The sequence below is a fragment of the Pseudomonas quebecensis genome (assembly GCF_026410085.1).
Classification (GTDB): domain Bacteria; phylum Pseudomonadota; class Gammaproteobacteria; order Pseudomonadales; family Pseudomonadaceae; genus Aquipseudomonas; species Aquipseudomonas quebecensis.
Window position 1 is genome coordinate 354,187 of sequence record NZ_CP112866.1, and the last position, 15,408, is coordinate 369,594.

The window sequence follows — 15,408 nt, forward strand, 5'->3', positions numbered from 1 at the left end:
GATACTTGCATGCTGATGTTGTTGAAGCTTCTTAAAGACGGCCGATTTCATTCTGGTGAGGAGCTCGGTGCGGCTCTGGGTGTGAGTCGTAGCGCGGTATGGAAGCAGCTCCAGAATTTAGAACTTGAATCGAACCTGGCTATTCACAGGGTTCGAGGAAGAGGCTATCAATTGGCTGCTCCTGTGTCCTTCCTGGATGCTGATGAAATTGCCCTGAATGCGCCTTCTTTGTCTTACCCCATTTTCATATCTGAATCTCTTGATTCGACCAACGCTGAAGCCCTGCGCTTGATTACTGCAGGCTCTACTGCGCCCTTTCTCGTGCTTGCGGAGCGGCAAACGGCAGGGCGGGGAAGACGTGGCCGCCAATGGGTAAGTCCGTTTGCGCAAAATATCTATTACAGCCTCGTATTGCGTATCGAAGACGGATTGCGCCAATTGGACGGGCTTAGCCTGGTTGTTGGTTTGGCTGTTATGCGCGCCTTGCAAGCGTCAGGCGTGCATCGTGCGGGACTGAAGTGGCCGAACGATGTGTTGGTGAATGGTAAGAAGATTGCCGGGATCCTGTTAGAGCTCGTGGGCGATCCGGCAGACATCTGTCACGTAGTCGTTGGCATTGGCATCAATGTGAATATGCAAGAAGTCGCCGGTATCGATCAGCAATGGACCTCTGTGCAATTGGAGGCTGGGGCTCCTGTTGATCGCAACCAAATGGTCGCGCAGCTTGGAGCGCAGTTGCAGCATTATCTCGAGTGTCACCGTGAATCTGGTTTTGAGGCTTTGCGAGAGGAGTGGGAGCAGAATCATCTGTGGCAGGGATGCTTGGTCTCCCTTATCGCAGGAGCAAATCAAATTCATGGGCGCGTGCTGGGTATCGATGGCCGTGGCGCTTTGCGCTTAAATGTAGCTGGTGTAGAGAAAGCATACAGCGGTGGTGAGCTAAGCCTGAGGTTGCGTGATGATTCTTGAGCTCGACTGTGGGAATAGCTTTATCAAATGGAGAGTGATCGAGCCAATTGGAAAATCGGCGTTTGCCGAGGGGGTCGTTGGTTCGGATATGGCCTTAATTGAAGGGCTGAAGGTCGTTCCAGGCCTAAGCTTGGCGCGCTGTCGAATGGTGAGTGTTCGTGCGGTAGAGGAGACTGAAAGGCTCGTTGAGGCCCTGGTGCGTACCTTTAACCTCGTTGTCTCTGTTGCTGCCCCGGCCCGGGAAATGAGCGGTGTGCGCAACGGGTACCGCGAGTTCGAGCGTCTGGGGCTGGACCGATGGTTGGCCATGCTGGGGGCCTTCAAGCTGGCAAAACGCGCGTGCTTGGTGCTCGACTTTGGTACGGCGGCCACTGCAGATTATGTTGGGGCGGATGGAGAGCATCTGGGGGGGTTCATTTGCCCAGGGATGCCACTCATGCGTAATCAGCTGCGTACTCACACGCGCAAGATACGTTATGACGATGTGGAGGCGGAGCGAGCCTTGGAACGCCTGTCGCCGGGACGTACTACTGTGGAAGCTGTGGAGCGCGGTTGTGCGCTGATGCTGAGGGGCTTCGTTTTGACCCAGTTGGAACAGGCGCGGGTTTACTGGGGGGATAATTTCACCGTGTTTCTTACGGGTGGAGATGCGCAATTGATAGCGGATGCGGTGCCTGAAGCTCGGCTTGTGCCCGACCTGGTTTTCGTTGGTTTGGCCATGGCCTGCCCTTTGCCCTGAGGTGTCTATGCGTTGGCTGTTTCTGCTTCTGGTTGTTCTCAATGTCTTCTATTACATTTGGCATCAGCAGGAGGCGCCTTTGCGCGCCAAAGATGTAACGCCTCTGAGTCTTTATCGTGGCTCGTCTCAGGATATAAGGCTATTGAGTGAATCTTCTGATGCTGCTGTCCGTCGGGATCGCTCTAAGACGGCTGAAGCGCAAGATACCTGCCTGTATGTCGGTGGGTTTGCCGATCAGCGCCAGGCGGTCGCGCTTGAGCAGCGACTTACAAGCCTGGATATAAAGGTCCAAGTCCAGTTGCTTAAGTCTTCAGACGCCTCCCGGTATTGGCTTCGGGTCTCGCCAGAAAGCCGGAGGCTGGCAGACGATCTGCCCCTTGAAAACCTTGCTAAGGAATTCAATGAGTTAAAACATAAAATAATGTTGTGCGAAGGCGTTGCAACTGCCGAATAGTTTGCATAGAATGGCGCCCGCTTCGCAGTGAAGACCGTTGAGGTCTACGGTGTGAAGCGAAGGTCAACGCAGCTAACCTCATATTTTTAAATGAGAAATTGCTTGACAGAAGGCTGGCATGATGTAGAATGCCGGCTCGCTTAGGAGGGGTTCCCGAGCGGCCAAAGGGATCAGACTGTAAATCTGACGTCTACGACTTCGAAGGTTCGAATCCTTCCCCCTCCACCATTTTTAGCGTGAGCTGCAGGCTCCGCGGGTATAGTTTAGTGGTAGAACCTCAGCCTTCCAAGCTGATGATGCGGGTTCGATTCCCGCTACCCGCTCCATGTTTGCAGGTCGTGCAAAGTGTTTTGCTCTTGTAGCTCAGTTGGTAGAGCACACCCTTGGTAAGGGTGAGGTCAGCGGTTCAAATCCGCTCAAGAGCTCCATATAACAAGGCAGATATGAAAATATCTGCCTTTGTTTTAACAGCTGCCTCGGCTTGTTGGTGTTTGCTTGGCTGTTTTGCTGGGTGATTTCAAGTCTAGTGGGGTTGGTTGTTGTAAAGTCTTTTTCAGGCCTGCATAATGGTCGGCCTGATTTTGTTTTAGGTCAGTAGCTCAATTGGCAGAGCGACGGTCTCCAAAACCGTAGGTTGGGGGTTCGATTCCCTCCTGACCTGCCAGATTCACGTGGTGTGTCTGGCTTTCTTTTCACAGGATCTTCATAGATGACTCCTAAGGCTGAAGCTCAAAGCTCTCGTTTCGATCTCGTCAAGTGGCTCGCTGTAGTCGCTTTGGTGGTCGTAGGCGTTGTTGGCAATCAGTACTATTCTGCTTCGCCGATCCTGTATCGAGTTCTTGCATTGCTGGCTCTTGCTGCTGTCGCTGCCTTTGTTGGCTTGCAGACTGCAAAGGGTAAGTCGTTTGCAGTCCTGGTGAAGGAAGCTCGCACCGAAATTCGTAAAGTCGTTTGGCCGACTCGCCAAGAAACCACGCAGACCACGCTGATTGTTGTGGCTGTCGTTCTGGTTATGGCGTTGCTGTTGTGGGGGCTTGATTCCCTGCTCGGTTGGCTTGTTTCCTTGATTGTTGGCTAAGGGTGTCCCGTGGCTAAGCGTTGGTACGTTGTGCATGCTTACTCGGGTTACGAGAAGCATGTTATGCGCTCTTTGCTGGAGCGCGTAAAGCTTGCAGGCATGGAAGATGGCTTCGGTGAAATTCTGGTTCCCACTGAAGAAGTGGTTGAAATGCGGAATGGTCAGAAGCGTAAAAGCGAACGCAAGTTCTTCCCTGGCTACGTGCTGGTTCAGATGGACATGAATGAGGGTACTTGGCACTTGGTCAAGGACACTCCTCGTGTCATGGGCTTTATCGGCGGTACTGCTGATAAGCCTGCGCCGATCACCGATAAAGAGGCGGAAGCGATTCTGCGTCGTGTCGCTGATGGTAGCGACAAGCCTAAGCCGAAGACGTTGTTCGAGCCTGGTGAAGTCGTTCGTGTTACAGATGGTCCGTTCGCTGACTTCAACGGAACTGTCGAAGAGGTTAACTACGAAAAGAGCCGGATCCAAGTGGCTGTGCTCATTTTCGGTCGCTCTACTCCGGTAGAGTTGGAGTTCAGCCAGGTCGAAAAGGTCTAGCTGAGCAAGCATCCCAACCCCACAGCCTTAGGCTGTGGGGTTTTGTCGTCACTGGGATAAACGCGCAAGTAACCGGGGAGCCTTTCGAGGCGTTTGAACCCGTAATTGGAGTGCCTCATGGCCAAGAAGATTACCGCTTACATCAAGCTGCAAGTGAAGGCCGCTCAGGCCAACCCTAGTCCACCTGTCGGCCCGGCTCTGGGTCAGCACGGCGTGAACATCATGGAATTCTGCAAGGCCTTCAACGCCCGTACTCAGGGTCTTGAGCCAGGTCTGCCGACCCCTGTGATCATCACCGTGTACAGCGACCGTAGCTTCACTTTTGAAACCAAGTCGACTCCGGCTTCGGTTCTGCTGAAGAAAGCTGCTGGCCTGACCAGCGGTTCCGCTCGTCCTAACACTGTTAAGGTTGGCACCGTCACTCGTGCCCAGCTGGAAGAGATCGCGAAAACCAAAAACGCTGATCTGACTGCAGCTGATATGGATGCAGCCGTGCGTACCATCGCCGGTTCTGCTCGTAGCATGGGCCTTAACGTGGAGGGTGTGTAATGGCTAAGCTGACCAAGCGCCAAAAGGCTATCGCCGGCAAAATCGAAGCAGGCAAGTCCTACAATTTTGTAGACGCCGCCGCTCTGCTGACCGAGCTGTCGACTGTCAAGTTCAGCGAGTCCGTTGACGTTGCTGTGAACCTGGGCGTTGACCCACGTAAATCCGACCAGGTCGTTCGTAGCGCGACTGTGCTGCCACACGGCACTGGCAAGACTGTACGTGTAGCTGTTTTCACCCAGGGTCCTGCTGCTGAAGCTGCCCTGGCTGCCGGCGCTGACCGCGTTGGCATGGACGACCTGGCTGCCGAAATGAAAGGCGGCGACCTGAACTACGACGTGGTCATCGCTTCTCCTGATGCAATGCGTGTTGTAGGTCAGTTGGGTCAGATCCTGGGTCCACGTGGCCTGATGCCTAACCCAAAAGTCGGCACCGTAACTCCAGACGTAGCTACCGCGGTTAAGAACGCCAAAGCTGGTCAGGTTCGTTATCGCACCGACAAAAACGGCATCATTCACACCTCCGTTGGCAAGGTTGGCTTCGACGCCGTCAAGCTGAAGGAAAACGTTGAAGCCCTGATCGCGGATCTGAAGCGTATCAAGCCAGCTTCTTCGAAAGGCATCTACGTTAAGCGCGTTACCCTGAGCACCACTATGGGCCCAGGTCTGGTCATCGACCAAGGTTCGTTGGACGTATAAGACACAGATTGGCGCAAGCAATTGCGCCAATTGAAAAATTGGGGTCCCTGCCTGGCGGGGGCTATCCAAGACCGTAGGCGACGCAAGTCTTAAACCACAAGCCTACGCAGATGGTGCTCCCGGTTCCTTACCGAATCAGACACCAAAACGACATCCGGCTCAGGTCGGATGAAACGGTAACAAGCAGGAGTTAAACCCGTGGCAATTAATCTCGAAGACAAGAAGGCCATCGTCGCTGAAGTCAACGAGGCTGCCAAAGCTGCTCTGTCCGCTGTCGTGGCTGATGCCCGTGGTGTGACAGTAGGCGCTATGACCGGACTCCGTAAAGAGGCTCGTGAAGCTGGCGTATACGTACGTGTTGTACGTAACACCCTGCTCAAGCGCGCTGTTGCTGACACTGAATACAGTGTTCTCAATGACGTGTTCACCGGCCCGACCTTGATTGCATTCTCCACCCAACATCCAGGTGCTGCTGCCCGTTTGTTCAAAGAGTTTGCTAAGGGTCAGGATAAGTTCGAGATCAAGGCAGCTGCGTTCGAGGGCAAGTACCTCGCAGCTAACCAAATCGACGTGCTGGCAACTCTGCCGACCCGTGACGAAGCAATCTCCCAGCTGATGAGCGTGATTCAAGGCGCTACCAGCAAATTGGCTCGTACTCTGGCGGCAATTCGCGACCAAAAAGAAGCTGCTGCAGCCTAAGGCTCGTCAACTTCTCGCGTTTTTTGTTTTTTTCGATGGTCGCGTAGGCCGTCCCCAATATCAGGAATTAGATTCATGTCTATCTCTCAGAACGATATCCTTGAAGCAGTTGGCAACATGTCCGTAATGGAAGTTGTTGAGCTGATCAAAGCTTTCGAAGAAAAATTCGGCGTTACCGCTGCTGCTGCTTCCGCTGGTCCAGCTGCTGCTGCTGCCGTTGTTGAAGAGCAAACCGAATTCAACGTCATGCTGACCGAAGCTGGCGAGAAGAAAGTTAACGTGATCAAGGCAGTACGTGAACTGACCGGTCTGGGCCTGAAAGAAGCCAAGGCTGTAGTTGACGGCGCTCCTGCCATGGTTCTGGAAGCTGTTGCCAAAGACGCAGCTGACAAAGCCAAAGCAACTCTGGAAGAAGCAGGCGCTAAAGTCGAGCTGAAGTAAGCATCGACCTTGCGTCTCCAGCCCAAGCGTTAAGCTGAAGGCTGATGGCTGGTGGCTCTTGCCACCGGCCTTTTTCCGTTCTTGGCTGTCGACTCGGTCGCCGCCATTAACGCGCTGTAGCCACCCGATGCGGTGGTGCAAACCATGGGGTTTGCAAGATTTTCTGGCTGCTCCCGTCGGAGGGGCCAAACAAGCAGGTGACCAAGCTGGGGAACGCTGATGGCTTACTCATATACTGAGAAAAAACGTATCCGCAAGGACTTTAGCAAGTTGCCGGACGTCATGGATGTCCCGTACCTTCTGGCTATCCAGCTGGATTCGTATCGTGAATTCTTGCAGGCGGGAGCGACCAAAGATCAGTTCCGCGACGTGGGCCTGCATGCGGCCTTCAAATCCGTTTTCCCGATCATCAGCTACTCCGGCAATGCTGCGCTGGAGTACGTGGGTTATCGCCTGGGCGAACCGGCATTTGATGTCAAAGAATGTGTGTTGCGTGGCGTTACGTACGCCGTACCTTTGCGGGTAAAAGTCCGTCTGATCATTTTCGACAAAGAATCGTCGAACAAAGCGATCAAGGACATCAAAGAGCAAGAAGTCTACATGGGCGAAATCCCATTGATGACTGAAAACGGTACCTTCGTTATTAACGGTACCGAGCGTGTAATCGTTTCCCAGCTGCACCGTTCCCCGGGCGTGTTCTTTGACCACGACCGCGGCAAAACGCACAGCTCTGGCAAGCTCCTGTATTCCGCGCGGATTATTCCGTACCGCGGTTCGTGGCTGGACTTCGAGTTCGACCCGAAAGACTGCGTATTCGTGCGTATTGACCGTCGTCGTAAACTGCCGGCCTCGGTATTGTTGCGCGCGCTCGGCTATACCACCGAACAAGTGCTGGATGCTTTCTACACCACCAACGTATTCAGTCTGAAGGATGAAACCCTCAAGCTGGAACTGATTGCTTCGCGTCTGCGTGGTGAAATTGCTGTCCTGGACATTCAGGATGAAAAAGGCAAGGTTATTGTTGAAGCTGGCCGTCGTATCACTGCGCGCCACATCAACCAGATCGAAAAAGCCGGTATCACAGAGCTCGAAGTGCCTCTGGACTATGTCCTGGGCCGCACCACCGCCAAGGTTATCGTTCACCCGGCCACAGGCGAGATTCTGGCTGAGTGCAACACCGAGCTGAACACCGAGATCCTGGCGAAAATCGCCAAGGCACAGGTTGTTCGCATCGAAACCCTGTATACCAACGACATCGACTGCGGTCCGTTCATCTCCGACACGCTGAAGATCGACTCCACCAGCAACCAATTGGAAGCGCTGGTCGAGATCTATCGCATGATGCGTCCTGGTGAGCCACCAACCAAAGACGCTGCCGAAACCCTGTTCAACAACCTGTTCTTCAGCCCTGAGCGCTATGACCTGTCCGCGGTCGGCCGGATGAAGTTCAACCGTCGTATCGGTCGTACCGAGATCGAAGGTTCGGGCGTGCTGTGCAAGGAAGATATCGTTGCGGTTCTGAAGACTCTGGTCGACATCCGTAACGGCAAAGGCATTGTCGATGACATCGACCACCTGGGTAACCGTCGTGTTCGCTGCGTAGGCGAAATGGCCGAGAACCAGTTCCGCGTTGGCCTGGTGCGTGTTGAGCGTGCGGTCAAAGAGCGTCTGTCGATGGCTGAAAGCGAAGGCTTGATGCCGCAAGACCTGATCAACGCCAAGCCAGTGGCTGCGGCGGTGAAAGAGTTCTTCGGTTCCAGCCAGCTTTCGCAGTTCATGGACCAGAACAACCCGCTCTCCGAGATCACCCACAAGCGCCGTGTTTCTGCACTGGGCCCGGGCGGTCTGACCCGTGAGCGTGCAGGCTTTGAAGTTCGTGACGTACACCCGACGCATTACGGTCGCGTATGCCCGATCGAAACGCCGGAAGGTCCGAACATCGGTCTGATCAACTCCTTGGCCGCCTATGCGCGCACCAACCAGTACGGCTTCCTCGAAAGCCCGTACCGTGTGGTGAAAGACGCTCTGGTTACTGACGAGATCGTCTTCCTGTCCGCCATCGAAGAAGCTGATCACGTGATCGCTCAGGCTTCGGCCACGATGAACGACAAGAAAGTCCTGATCGACGAGCTGGTAGCTGTTCGTCACTTGAACGAGTTCACCGTCAAGGCGCCGGAAGACGTCACCTTGATGGACGTTTCGCCGAAGCAGGTAGTTTCGGTCGCAGCGTCGCTGATCCCGTTCCTGGAGCACGATGACGCCAACCGTGCGTTGATGGGTTCCAACATGCAGCGTCAGGCTGTACCGACCCTGCGTGCCGACAAGCCGCTGGTAGGTACCGGCATGGAGCGTAACGTAGCTCGTGACTCCGGCGTTTGCGTCGTGGCTCGTCGTGGCGGCGTGATCGATTCCGTTGATGCCAGCCGTATCGTGGTTCGTGTTGCCGATGACGAAGTTGAAACTGGCGAAGCTGGTGTCGACATCTACAACCTGACCAAATACACCCGCTCGAACCAGAACACCTGCATCAACCAGCGTCCGCTGGTCAGCAAAGGTGATCGTGTTCAGCGCAGCGACATCATGGCCGACGGCCCGTCCACCGATATGGGTGAACTGGCTCTGGGTCAGAACATGCGCATCGCGTTCATGGCGTGGAACGGCTTCAACTTCGAAGACTCCATCTGCCTGTCCGAGCGTGTTGTTCAAGAAGACCGCTTCACCACGATCCACATTCAGGAACTGACCTGTGTGGCGCGTGATACCAAGCTTGGGCCAGAGGAAATCACTGCGGACATCCCGAACGTGGGTGAGGCTGCACTGAACAAGCTGGACGAAGCCGGTATCGTTTACGTAGGTGCTGAAGTTGGCGCAGGCGACATTCTGGTTGGTAAGGTCACTCCGAAAGGCGAGACCCAGCTGACCCCAGAAGAGAAACTGTTGCGTGCCATCTTCGGTGAAAAAGCCAGCGACGTTAAAGACACTTCCCTGCGTGTACCTACCGGTACCAAGGGTACTGTCATCGACGTACAGGTCTTCACCCGTGACGGCGTTGAGCGTGATGCTCGTGCGCTGTCCATTGAGAAGACCCAGCTCGACGAAATCCGCAAGGATCTGAACGAAGAGTTCCGTATCGTTGAAGGCGCGACCTTCGAACGTCTGCGCTCCGCTTTGGTAGGTCACAAAGCTGAAGGCGGCGCCGGTCTGAAGAAAGGTCAGGACATCACCAATGAAGTCCTCGACGGTCTTGAGCATGGTCAGTGGTTCAAACTGCGCATGGCCGAAGATGCTCTGAACGAGCAGCTCGAGAAGGCTCAGGCCTACATCGTTGATCGCCGCCGTCTGCTGGACGACAAGTTCGAAGACAAGAAGCGCAAACTGCAGCAGGGCGATGACCTGGCTCCAGGCGTGCTGAAAATCGTCAAGGTTTACCTGGCAATCCGTCGTCGCATCCAGCCGGGCGACAAGATGGCCGGTCGTCACGGTAACAAAGGTGTGGTCTCCGTGATCATGCCGGTTGAAGACATGCCGCACGATGCCAATGGCACACCGGTTGACGTCGTCCTCAACCCACTGGGCGTACCTTCACGTATGAACGTTGGTCAGATCCTCGAAACCCACCTGGGCCTCGCAGCCAAAGGTCTGGGCGAGAAGATCAACCGTATGATCGAGGAGCAGCGCAAGGTTGCAGACCTGCGTAAGTTCCTGCACGAGATCTACAACGAGATCGGCGGTCGCAACGAAGAGCTGGACACCTTCTCCGACCAGGAAATCCTGGATCTGGCGAAGAACCTGCGCGGCGGCGTTCCAATGGCTACCCCGGTGTTCGACGGTGCCAAGGAAAGCGAAATCAAGGCCATGCTGAAACTGGCTGACCTGCCGGAAAGTGGCCAGATGCAGCTGTTCGACGGCCGTACCGGCAACAAGTTTGAGCGCCCGGTTACCGTTGGCTACATGTACATGCTGAAGCTGAACCACTTGGTAGACGACAAGATGCACGCGCGTTCTACCGGTTCGTACAGCCTGGTTACCCAGCAGCCGCTGGGTGGTAAGGCTCAGTTCGGTGGTCAGCGTTTCGGGGAGATGGAGGTCTGGGCACTGGAAGCATACGGTGCTGCTTACACTCTGCAAGAAATGCTCACAGTGAAGTCGGACGATGTGAACGGTCGTACCAAGATGTACAAAAACATCGTGGACGGCGATCACCGTATGGAGCCGGGCATGCCCGAGTCCTTCAACGTGTTGATCAAAGAAATTCGTTCCCTCGGCATCGATATCGATCTGGAAACCGAATAACACGTGACGCGAATCGAGAGCGGGGCAGTGATGCCCGCTCTCTGCTCCGCCAGGAGGAAAGGCCTTGAAAGACCTACTGAATTTGCTGAAAAACCAGGGTCAAGTCGAAGAGTTCGACGCCATCCGTATTGGGTTGGCATCGCCTGAGATGATCCGTTCGTGGTCGTTCGGTGAAGTTAAAAAGCCGGAAACCATTAACTACCGTACGTTCAAACCTGAGCGTGACGGCCTGTTCTGCGCCAAGATCTTTGGCCCGGTAAAGGATTACGAGTGCCTGTGCGGTAAGTACAAGCGCTTGAAGCACCGTGGTGTGATCTGCGAGAAGTGCGGCGTTGAAGTTGCGCTGGCCAAGGTTCGTCGTGAGCGCATGGCGCACATCGAGCTGGCTTCGCCGGTTGCCCACATCTGGTTCCTGAAATCGCTGCCGTCCCGTATCGGCTTGCTGATGGACATGACCCTGCGTGATATCGAGCGCGTTCTCTACTTCGAGAGCTATGTCGTTATCGATCCGGGTATGACCACCCTTGAAAAGGGTCAGCTGCTGAACGATGAGCAATACTTCGAAGCGCTGGAAGAGTTCGGCGACGATTTCGATGCCCGCATGGGCGCCGAAGCTGTGCGCGAACTCCTGCACGCTATCGACCTGGAGCACGAGATTGGCCGCCTGCGCGAAGAAATTCCGCAAACCAACTCCGAAACCAAAATCAAGAAACTGTCCAAGCGTCTGAAGTTGATGGAAGCCTTCCAGGGTTCCGGCAACTTGCCAGAGTGGATGGTGCTGACCGTTCTGCCGGTTCTGCCGCCGGATCTGCGTCCGCTGGTACCGTTGGATGGTGGTCGTTTCGCGACGTCCGACCTCAACGACCTGTACCGCCGCGTGATCAACCGTAACAACCGCTTGAAGCGCCTGCTTGATCTGTCCGCTCCTGACATCATCGTGCGCAACGAAAAGCGTATGTTGCAAGAGGCCGTCGATGCTCTGCTCGACAACGGTCGTCGTGGCCGCGCTATCACCGGTTCGAACAAGCGTCCTCTGAAATCCCTGGCTGACATGATCAAGGGTAAGCAAGGTCGTTTCCGTCAGAACTTGCTCGGTAAGCGTGTTGACTACTCCGGTCGTTCGGTAATTACCGTAGGCCCGACCCTGCGTCTGCACCAGTGCGGTCTGCCTAAGAAAATGGCGCTTGAACTATTCAAGCCGTTCATCTTCGGCAAGCTGGAAATGCGCGGCCTCGCAACCACCATCAAAGCGGCCAAGAAAATGGTCGAGCGCGAACTGCCAGAGGTTTGGGACGTTCTCGCTGAAGTGATTCGCGAACACCCGGTTCTCCTCAACCGTGCACCGACCCTTCACCGTCTGGGTATCCAGGCGTTTGAACCGGTGCTGATCGAAGGTAAGGCTATCCAGCTGCACCCTCTGGTCTGTGCTGCGTACAACGCCGACTTCGACGGCGACCAAATGGCCGTGCACGTACCGCTGACCCTGGAAGCCCAGCTGGAAGCGCGTGCGTTGATGATGTCGACCAACAACATTCTGTCGCCAGCCAACGGTGAGCCAATCATCGTTCCGTCGCAGGACGTTGTATTGGGTCTGTACTACATGACTCGTGAAGCGATCAACGCCAAAGGCGAAGGTCGTGTGTTCGCTGACCTGCAGGAAGTTGACCGTGTGTTCCGTGCCGGCGAAGCCGCACTGCACGCCAAGGTTAAAGTGCGGATCAACGAAACCGTCAACGACCGTGATGGCGGCAGCGTGACCAACACCCGTATCGTCGACACCACTGTCGGCCGTGCGCTGTTGTATCAGGTTGTGCCAAAAGGCCTGTCGTACGATGTCGTCAACCTGCCAATGAAGAAAAAGGCGATCTCCAAGCTGATCAACCAGTGCTACCGCGTGGTTGGTTTGAAAGAGACCGTGATCTTCGCTGACCAGTTGATGTACACCGGTTTTGCTTATTCGACCATTTCCGGCGTTTCCATCGGTGTTAACGACTTCGTTATCCCGGATGAAAAAGCCCGCATCATCGGTGCAGCCACCGACGAAGTGAAAGAGATCGAAAGCCAGTACGCCTCCGGCCTGGTAACCCAGGGCGAGAAGTACAACAAGGTGATCGACCTTTGGTCCAAGGCCAACGATGAAGTTTCCAAGGCGATGATGGCCAACCTCTCGAAAGAGAAAGTCATCGACCGTCACGGCGACGAAGTTGACCAAGAGTCCTTCAACTCGATGTACATGATGGCCGACTCGGGCGCACGGGGTTCTGCTGCGCAGATCCGTCAGCTCGCCGGTATGCGTGGTCTGATGGCCAAGCCGGACGGTTCCATCATCGAAACGCCGATTACCGCGAACTTCCGTGAAGGGTTGAGCGTACTTCAGTACTTCATCTCGACTCACGGTGCTCGTAAAGGTCTGGCGGATACCGCGTTGAAAACCGCTAACTCCGGTTACCTGACCCGTCGTCTGGTAGACGTTGCACAAGATCTGGTGGTTACCGAGATCGATTGCGGCACCGAGCACGGCCTGCTGATGACTCCGCACATTGAAGGCGGCGACGTTGTAGAGCCGCTGGGTGAGCGCGTATTGGGTCGTGTCATTGCCCGCGACGTATTCAAACCAGGCACCGAGGAAGTTATCGTTCCTGCCGGCACCCTGGTTGACGAGAAGTGGGTTGAGTTCATCGAGCTCAACAGCATCGACGAAGTGATTGTTCGCTCGCCGATCAGCTGCGAAACCCGCTACGGCATTTGCGCCAAGTGCTACGGCCGTGACTTGGCTCGTGGTCACCAGGTGAACATCGGTGAAGCGGTCGGCGTTATCGCTGCCCAGTCCATCGGTGAGCCGGGTACTCAGCTGACCATGCGTACGTTCCACATCGGTGGTGCGGCAAGCCGGACCTCCGCGGCTGACAGCGTTCAGGTGAAGAATGGCGGTACCGTCCGTCTGCACAACCTCAAGCACGTTGAGCGAGTGGATGGCCATCTGGTCGCTGTGTCCCGTTCCGGTGAGCTGGCGATTGCTGATGACTACGGTCGTGAGCGTGAGCGTTACAAGCTGCCGTACGGTGCTGTGATTTCGGTTAAAGAGGGTGACAAGGTCGACGCTGGCGCAATCGTGGCCAAGTGGGATCCGCACACTCACCCAATCGTTACCGAAATGAAAGGTACCGTGACCTACGTGGGCATGGAAGAAGGCATCACGATCAAGCGTCAGACTGACGAATTGACCGGTATGACCAACATTGAAGTCCTCGACGCGAAGGATCGTCCAGCTGCCGGTAAAGACATCCGTCCTGCCGTGAAGATGGTCGATGACAACGGTAAGGATCTGTTGCTGCCAGGCACTGACGTAATCGCTCAGTACTTCCTGCCAGCCAACGCCCTTGTCGGTGTAGCGGATGGTGCGAAGATCGCCATCGGTGACGTTATCGCGCGTATCCCGCAAGAGACTTCGAAGACCCGTGACATCACCGGTGGTCTGCCGCGTGTTGCCGACTTGTTCGAAGCTCGTCGTCCGAAGGAAGCGTCGATTCTGGCTGAAGTCAGCGGCACCATCGCGTTCGGTAAAGAGACCAAAGGCAAGCGCCGTCTGGTCATTACTCCGAACGACGGTAGTGATCCGTACGAAGAGCTGATTCCGAAGTGGCGTCACCTCAACGTCTTCGAAGGCGAACAGGTAAACCGCGGCGAAGTTATCTCTGACGGTCCAAGCGACCCACACGACATCCTGCGTCTGCTGGGTGTGAGTGCGCTGGCCAAGTACATCGTTAACGAGATCCAGGACGTTTACCGTCTGCAGGGTGTGAAGATCAACGATAAGCACATCGAGACCATCCTGCGTCAGATGCTGCGTAAAGTTGAAATCGCTGAATCCGGCGATTCGAGTTTCATCAAGGGCGACCAGATGGAATTGACTCACGTACTGGTAGAAAACGAGCGCCTTGCAGCGGAAGACAAGTTTGTCTCCAAGTTTACCCGTGTGTTGCTGGGTATCACTAAGGCGTCGTTGTCCACTGAGTCGTTCATCTCGGCGGCCTCCTTCCAGGAGACCACTCGCGTACTGACCGAAGCAGCGGTAACCGGCAAGCGCGATTACCTGCGCGGCCTGAAAGAGAACGTGGTCGTGGGTCGTCTGATCCCGGCTGGTACCGGTTTGGCTTATCACAGCGAACGTAAGCGTCGCCGTGATGCTGACAAGCCGTTGCGCGTAAGCGCCAGTGAAGTGGAAGCTGCACTGACCGAAGCGCTGAACTCAAGCGGTAACTGAGTTCTGCGATAGATAAGTCCGGGCCCTGGCCGCTCCGTTCGTCGGATCGAAGCAATTTTGCTCCGGTTCGATGGGCGGAGAGGTCGGGGCCTTGCCTTGACTGGGGACAAGATCCTCTTTAGACTCTTGTACCCCTAAATTTGGCGGGAATTCGTTCCTGCCATTTTGCTTTTCTTGCAAGACAATAGCGTCGCAAGACAACAGTGGAGCTAGTAGATGGCAACTATCAACCAGCTGGTACGTCAGCCGCGTAAGCGTATCGTCGAGAAATCCGACGTGCCTGCGCTGCAGAACTGCCCGCAACGTCGTGGCGTATGCACTCGTGTGTATACCACCACGCCGAAAAAACCTAACTCGGCACTGCGTAAAGTATGCCGTGTGCGTCTGACCAACGGTTTCGAGGTTTCCTCGTACATCGGCGGTGAAGGCCACAACCTGCAAGAGCACAGCGTGGTACTGATCCGCGGCGGTCGTGTAAAAGACTTGCCAGGTGTCCGTTACCACACCGTACGCGGTTCCTTGGATACTTCCGGCGTTAAAGGTCGTAACCAGGGTCGTTCGAAGTACGGTACCAAGAAGCCTAAGTAGTAGCGGCTTTTTGTAAACCTGAATCATCTTATTTTCTGAGTCGATAAGAGTAAGGTCGGAGGCGTCCCGAAAGGGCACCGATTCCGAGCGAACCTG

At 55.2% G+C, this 15,408-nt stretch carries 12 protein-coding genes and 4 tRNA genes; all 16 read left to right on the forward strand.

The genetic code is table 11. The annotated features are described in order from the left end of the window. The first annotated feature begins 9 nt into the window (after positions 1-9). The 16 genes from birA (at position 10) to rpsL (ending at position 15,312) form a co-directional block, all read left to right on the forward strand. Positions 10-969: a bifunctional biotin--[acetyl-CoA-carboxylase] ligase/biotin operon repressor BirA gene (gene birA / locus OSC50_RS01650; RefSeq protein ID WP_253509589.1), complete on the forward strand. Its 960-nt coding sequence runs from the start codon at positions 10-12 to the stop codon at positions 967-969. Continuing rightward, positions 959-1,708: a pantothenate kinase gene (locus OSC50_RS01655; protein ID WP_253509588.1), complete on the forward strand. Its 750-nt coding sequence runs from the start codon at positions 959-961 to the stop codon at positions 1,706-1,708. The genes birA and OSC50_RS01655 overlap by 11 nt, the downstream gene beginning before the upstream one ends. A gap of 7 nt (positions 1,709-1,715) precedes the next feature. After that, complete coding sequence (locus OSC50_RS01660) at positions 1,716-2,162, forward strand: hypothetical protein (protein ID WP_181081305.1); 447 nt, start codon at positions 1,716-1,718, stop codon at positions 2,160-2,162. Between the two features lie 143 nt (positions 2,163-2,305). Further along, positions 2,306-2,390: transfer RNA gene (locus tag OSC50_RS01665), tRNA-Tyr, on the forward strand. Between the two features lie 24 nt (positions 2,391-2,414). Next, positions 2,415-2,488 (forward strand) — tRNA-Gly (locus OSC50_RS01670). A gap of 26 nt (positions 2,489-2,514) precedes the next feature. Then, a tRNA-Thr gene (locus OSC50_RS01675) sits at positions 2,515-2,590 on the forward strand. A 160-nt stretch (positions 2,591-2,750) separates the two neighbouring features. Then, positions 2,751-2,826: transfer RNA gene (locus OSC50_RS01680), tRNA-Trp, on the forward strand. A 45-nt stretch (positions 2,827-2,871) separates the two neighbouring features. Then, positions 2,872-3,240, forward strand: coding sequence for a preprotein translocase subunit SecE (secE, locus tag OSC50_RS01685; protein WP_003194658.1), 369 nt, complete (start codon positions 2,872-2,874; stop codon positions 3,238-3,240). 9 nt (positions 3,241-3,249) lie between these two features. Then, positions 3,250-3,783 (forward strand): transcription termination/antitermination protein NusG, encoded by a 534-nt coding sequence (nusG, locus tag OSC50_RS01690; protein ID WP_003176436.1) that lies wholly within the window; start codon positions 3,250-3,252, stop codon positions 3,781-3,783. A 117-nt stretch (positions 3,784-3,900) separates the two neighbouring features. After that, positions 3,901-4,332 carry a 50S ribosomal protein L11 gene (rplK, locus tag OSC50_RS01695; RefSeq protein WP_003176435.1) on the forward strand — a complete coding sequence of 144 codons (432 nt, stop codon included), beginning with the start codon at positions 3,901-3,903 and terminating at the stop codon, positions 4,330-4,332. Further along, positions 4,332-5,027, forward strand: coding sequence for a 50S ribosomal protein L1 (gene rplA / locus OSC50_RS01700; RefSeq protein WP_003176434.1), 696 nt, complete (start codon positions 4,332-4,334; stop codon positions 5,025-5,027). The genes rplK and rplA overlap by 1 nt, the downstream gene beginning before the upstream one ends. A gap of 198 nt (positions 5,028-5,225) precedes the next feature. Then, positions 5,226-5,726 carry a 50S ribosomal protein L10 gene (gene rplJ / locus OSC50_RS01705; RefSeq protein ID WP_034101003.1) on the forward strand — a complete coding sequence of 167 codons (501 nt, stop codon included), beginning with the start codon at positions 5,226-5,228 and terminating at the stop codon, positions 5,724-5,726. A gap of 75 nt (positions 5,727-5,801) precedes the next feature. Then, positions 5,802-6,167 carry a 50S ribosomal protein L7/L12 gene (gene rplL / locus OSC50_RS01710; RefSeq protein ID WP_034148078.1) on the forward strand — a complete coding sequence of 122 codons (366 nt, stop codon included), beginning with the start codon at positions 5,802-5,804 and terminating at the stop codon, positions 6,165-6,167. Between the two features lie 219 nt (positions 6,168-6,386). Next, positions 6,387-10,460, forward strand: coding sequence for a DNA-directed RNA polymerase subunit beta (rpoB, locus tag OSC50_RS01715; RefSeq protein ID WP_181081306.1), 4,074 nt, complete (start codon positions 6,387-6,389; stop codon positions 10,458-10,460). 64 nt (positions 10,461-10,524) lie between these two features. Further along, positions 10,525-14,724 carry a DNA-directed RNA polymerase subunit beta' gene (rpoC, locus tag OSC50_RS01720; protein WP_010206924.1) on the forward strand — a complete coding sequence of 1,400 codons (4,200 nt, stop codon included), beginning with the start codon at positions 10,525-10,527 and terminating at the stop codon, positions 14,722-14,724. A gap of 216 nt (positions 14,725-14,940) precedes the next feature. Further along, positions 14,941-15,312 carry a 30S ribosomal protein S12 gene (gene rpsL / locus OSC50_RS01725; protein ID WP_002555494.1) on the forward strand — a complete coding sequence of 124 codons (372 nt, stop codon included), beginning with the start codon at positions 14,941-14,943 and terminating at the stop codon, positions 15,310-15,312. The last annotated feature ends 96 nt before the right edge of the window (positions 15,313-15,408 follow it).

Bases quoted from the DNA above. Each gene is read 5' to 3' on its own strand.
- birA (WP_253509589.1), top strand. From the start codon at position 10: ATGCTGATGTTGTTGAAGCTTCTTAAAGACGGCCGATTTCATTCTGGT.
- OSC50_RS01655 (WP_253509588.1), top strand. From the start codon at position 959: ATGATTCTTGAGCTCGACTGTGGGAATAGCTTTATCAAATGGAGAGTG.
- OSC50_RS01660 (WP_181081305.1), top strand. From the start codon at position 1,716: ATGCGTTGGCTGTTTCTGCTTCTGGTTGTTCTCAATGTCTTCTATTAC.
- secE (WP_003194658.1), top strand. From the start codon at position 2,872: ATGACTCCTAAGGCTGAAGCTCAAAGCTCTCGTTTCGATCTCGTCAAG.
- rplK (WP_003176435.1), top strand. From the start codon at position 3,901: ATGGCCAAGAAGATTACCGCTTACATCAAGCTGCAAGTGAAGGCCGCT.
- rplA (WP_003176434.1), top strand. From the start codon at position 4,332: ATGGCTAAGCTGACCAAGCGCCAAAAGGCTATCGCCGGCAAAATCGAA.
- rplL (WP_034148078.1), top strand. From the start codon at position 5,802: ATGTCTATCTCTCAGAACGATATCCTTGAAGCAGTTGGCAACATGTCC.
- rpoB (WP_181081306.1), top strand. From the start codon at position 6,387: ATGGCTTACTCATATACTGAGAAAAAACGTATCCGCAAGGACTTTAGC.
- rpsL (WP_002555494.1), top strand. From the start codon at position 14,941: ATGGCAACTATCAACCAGCTGGTACGTCAGCCGCGTAAGCGTATCGTC.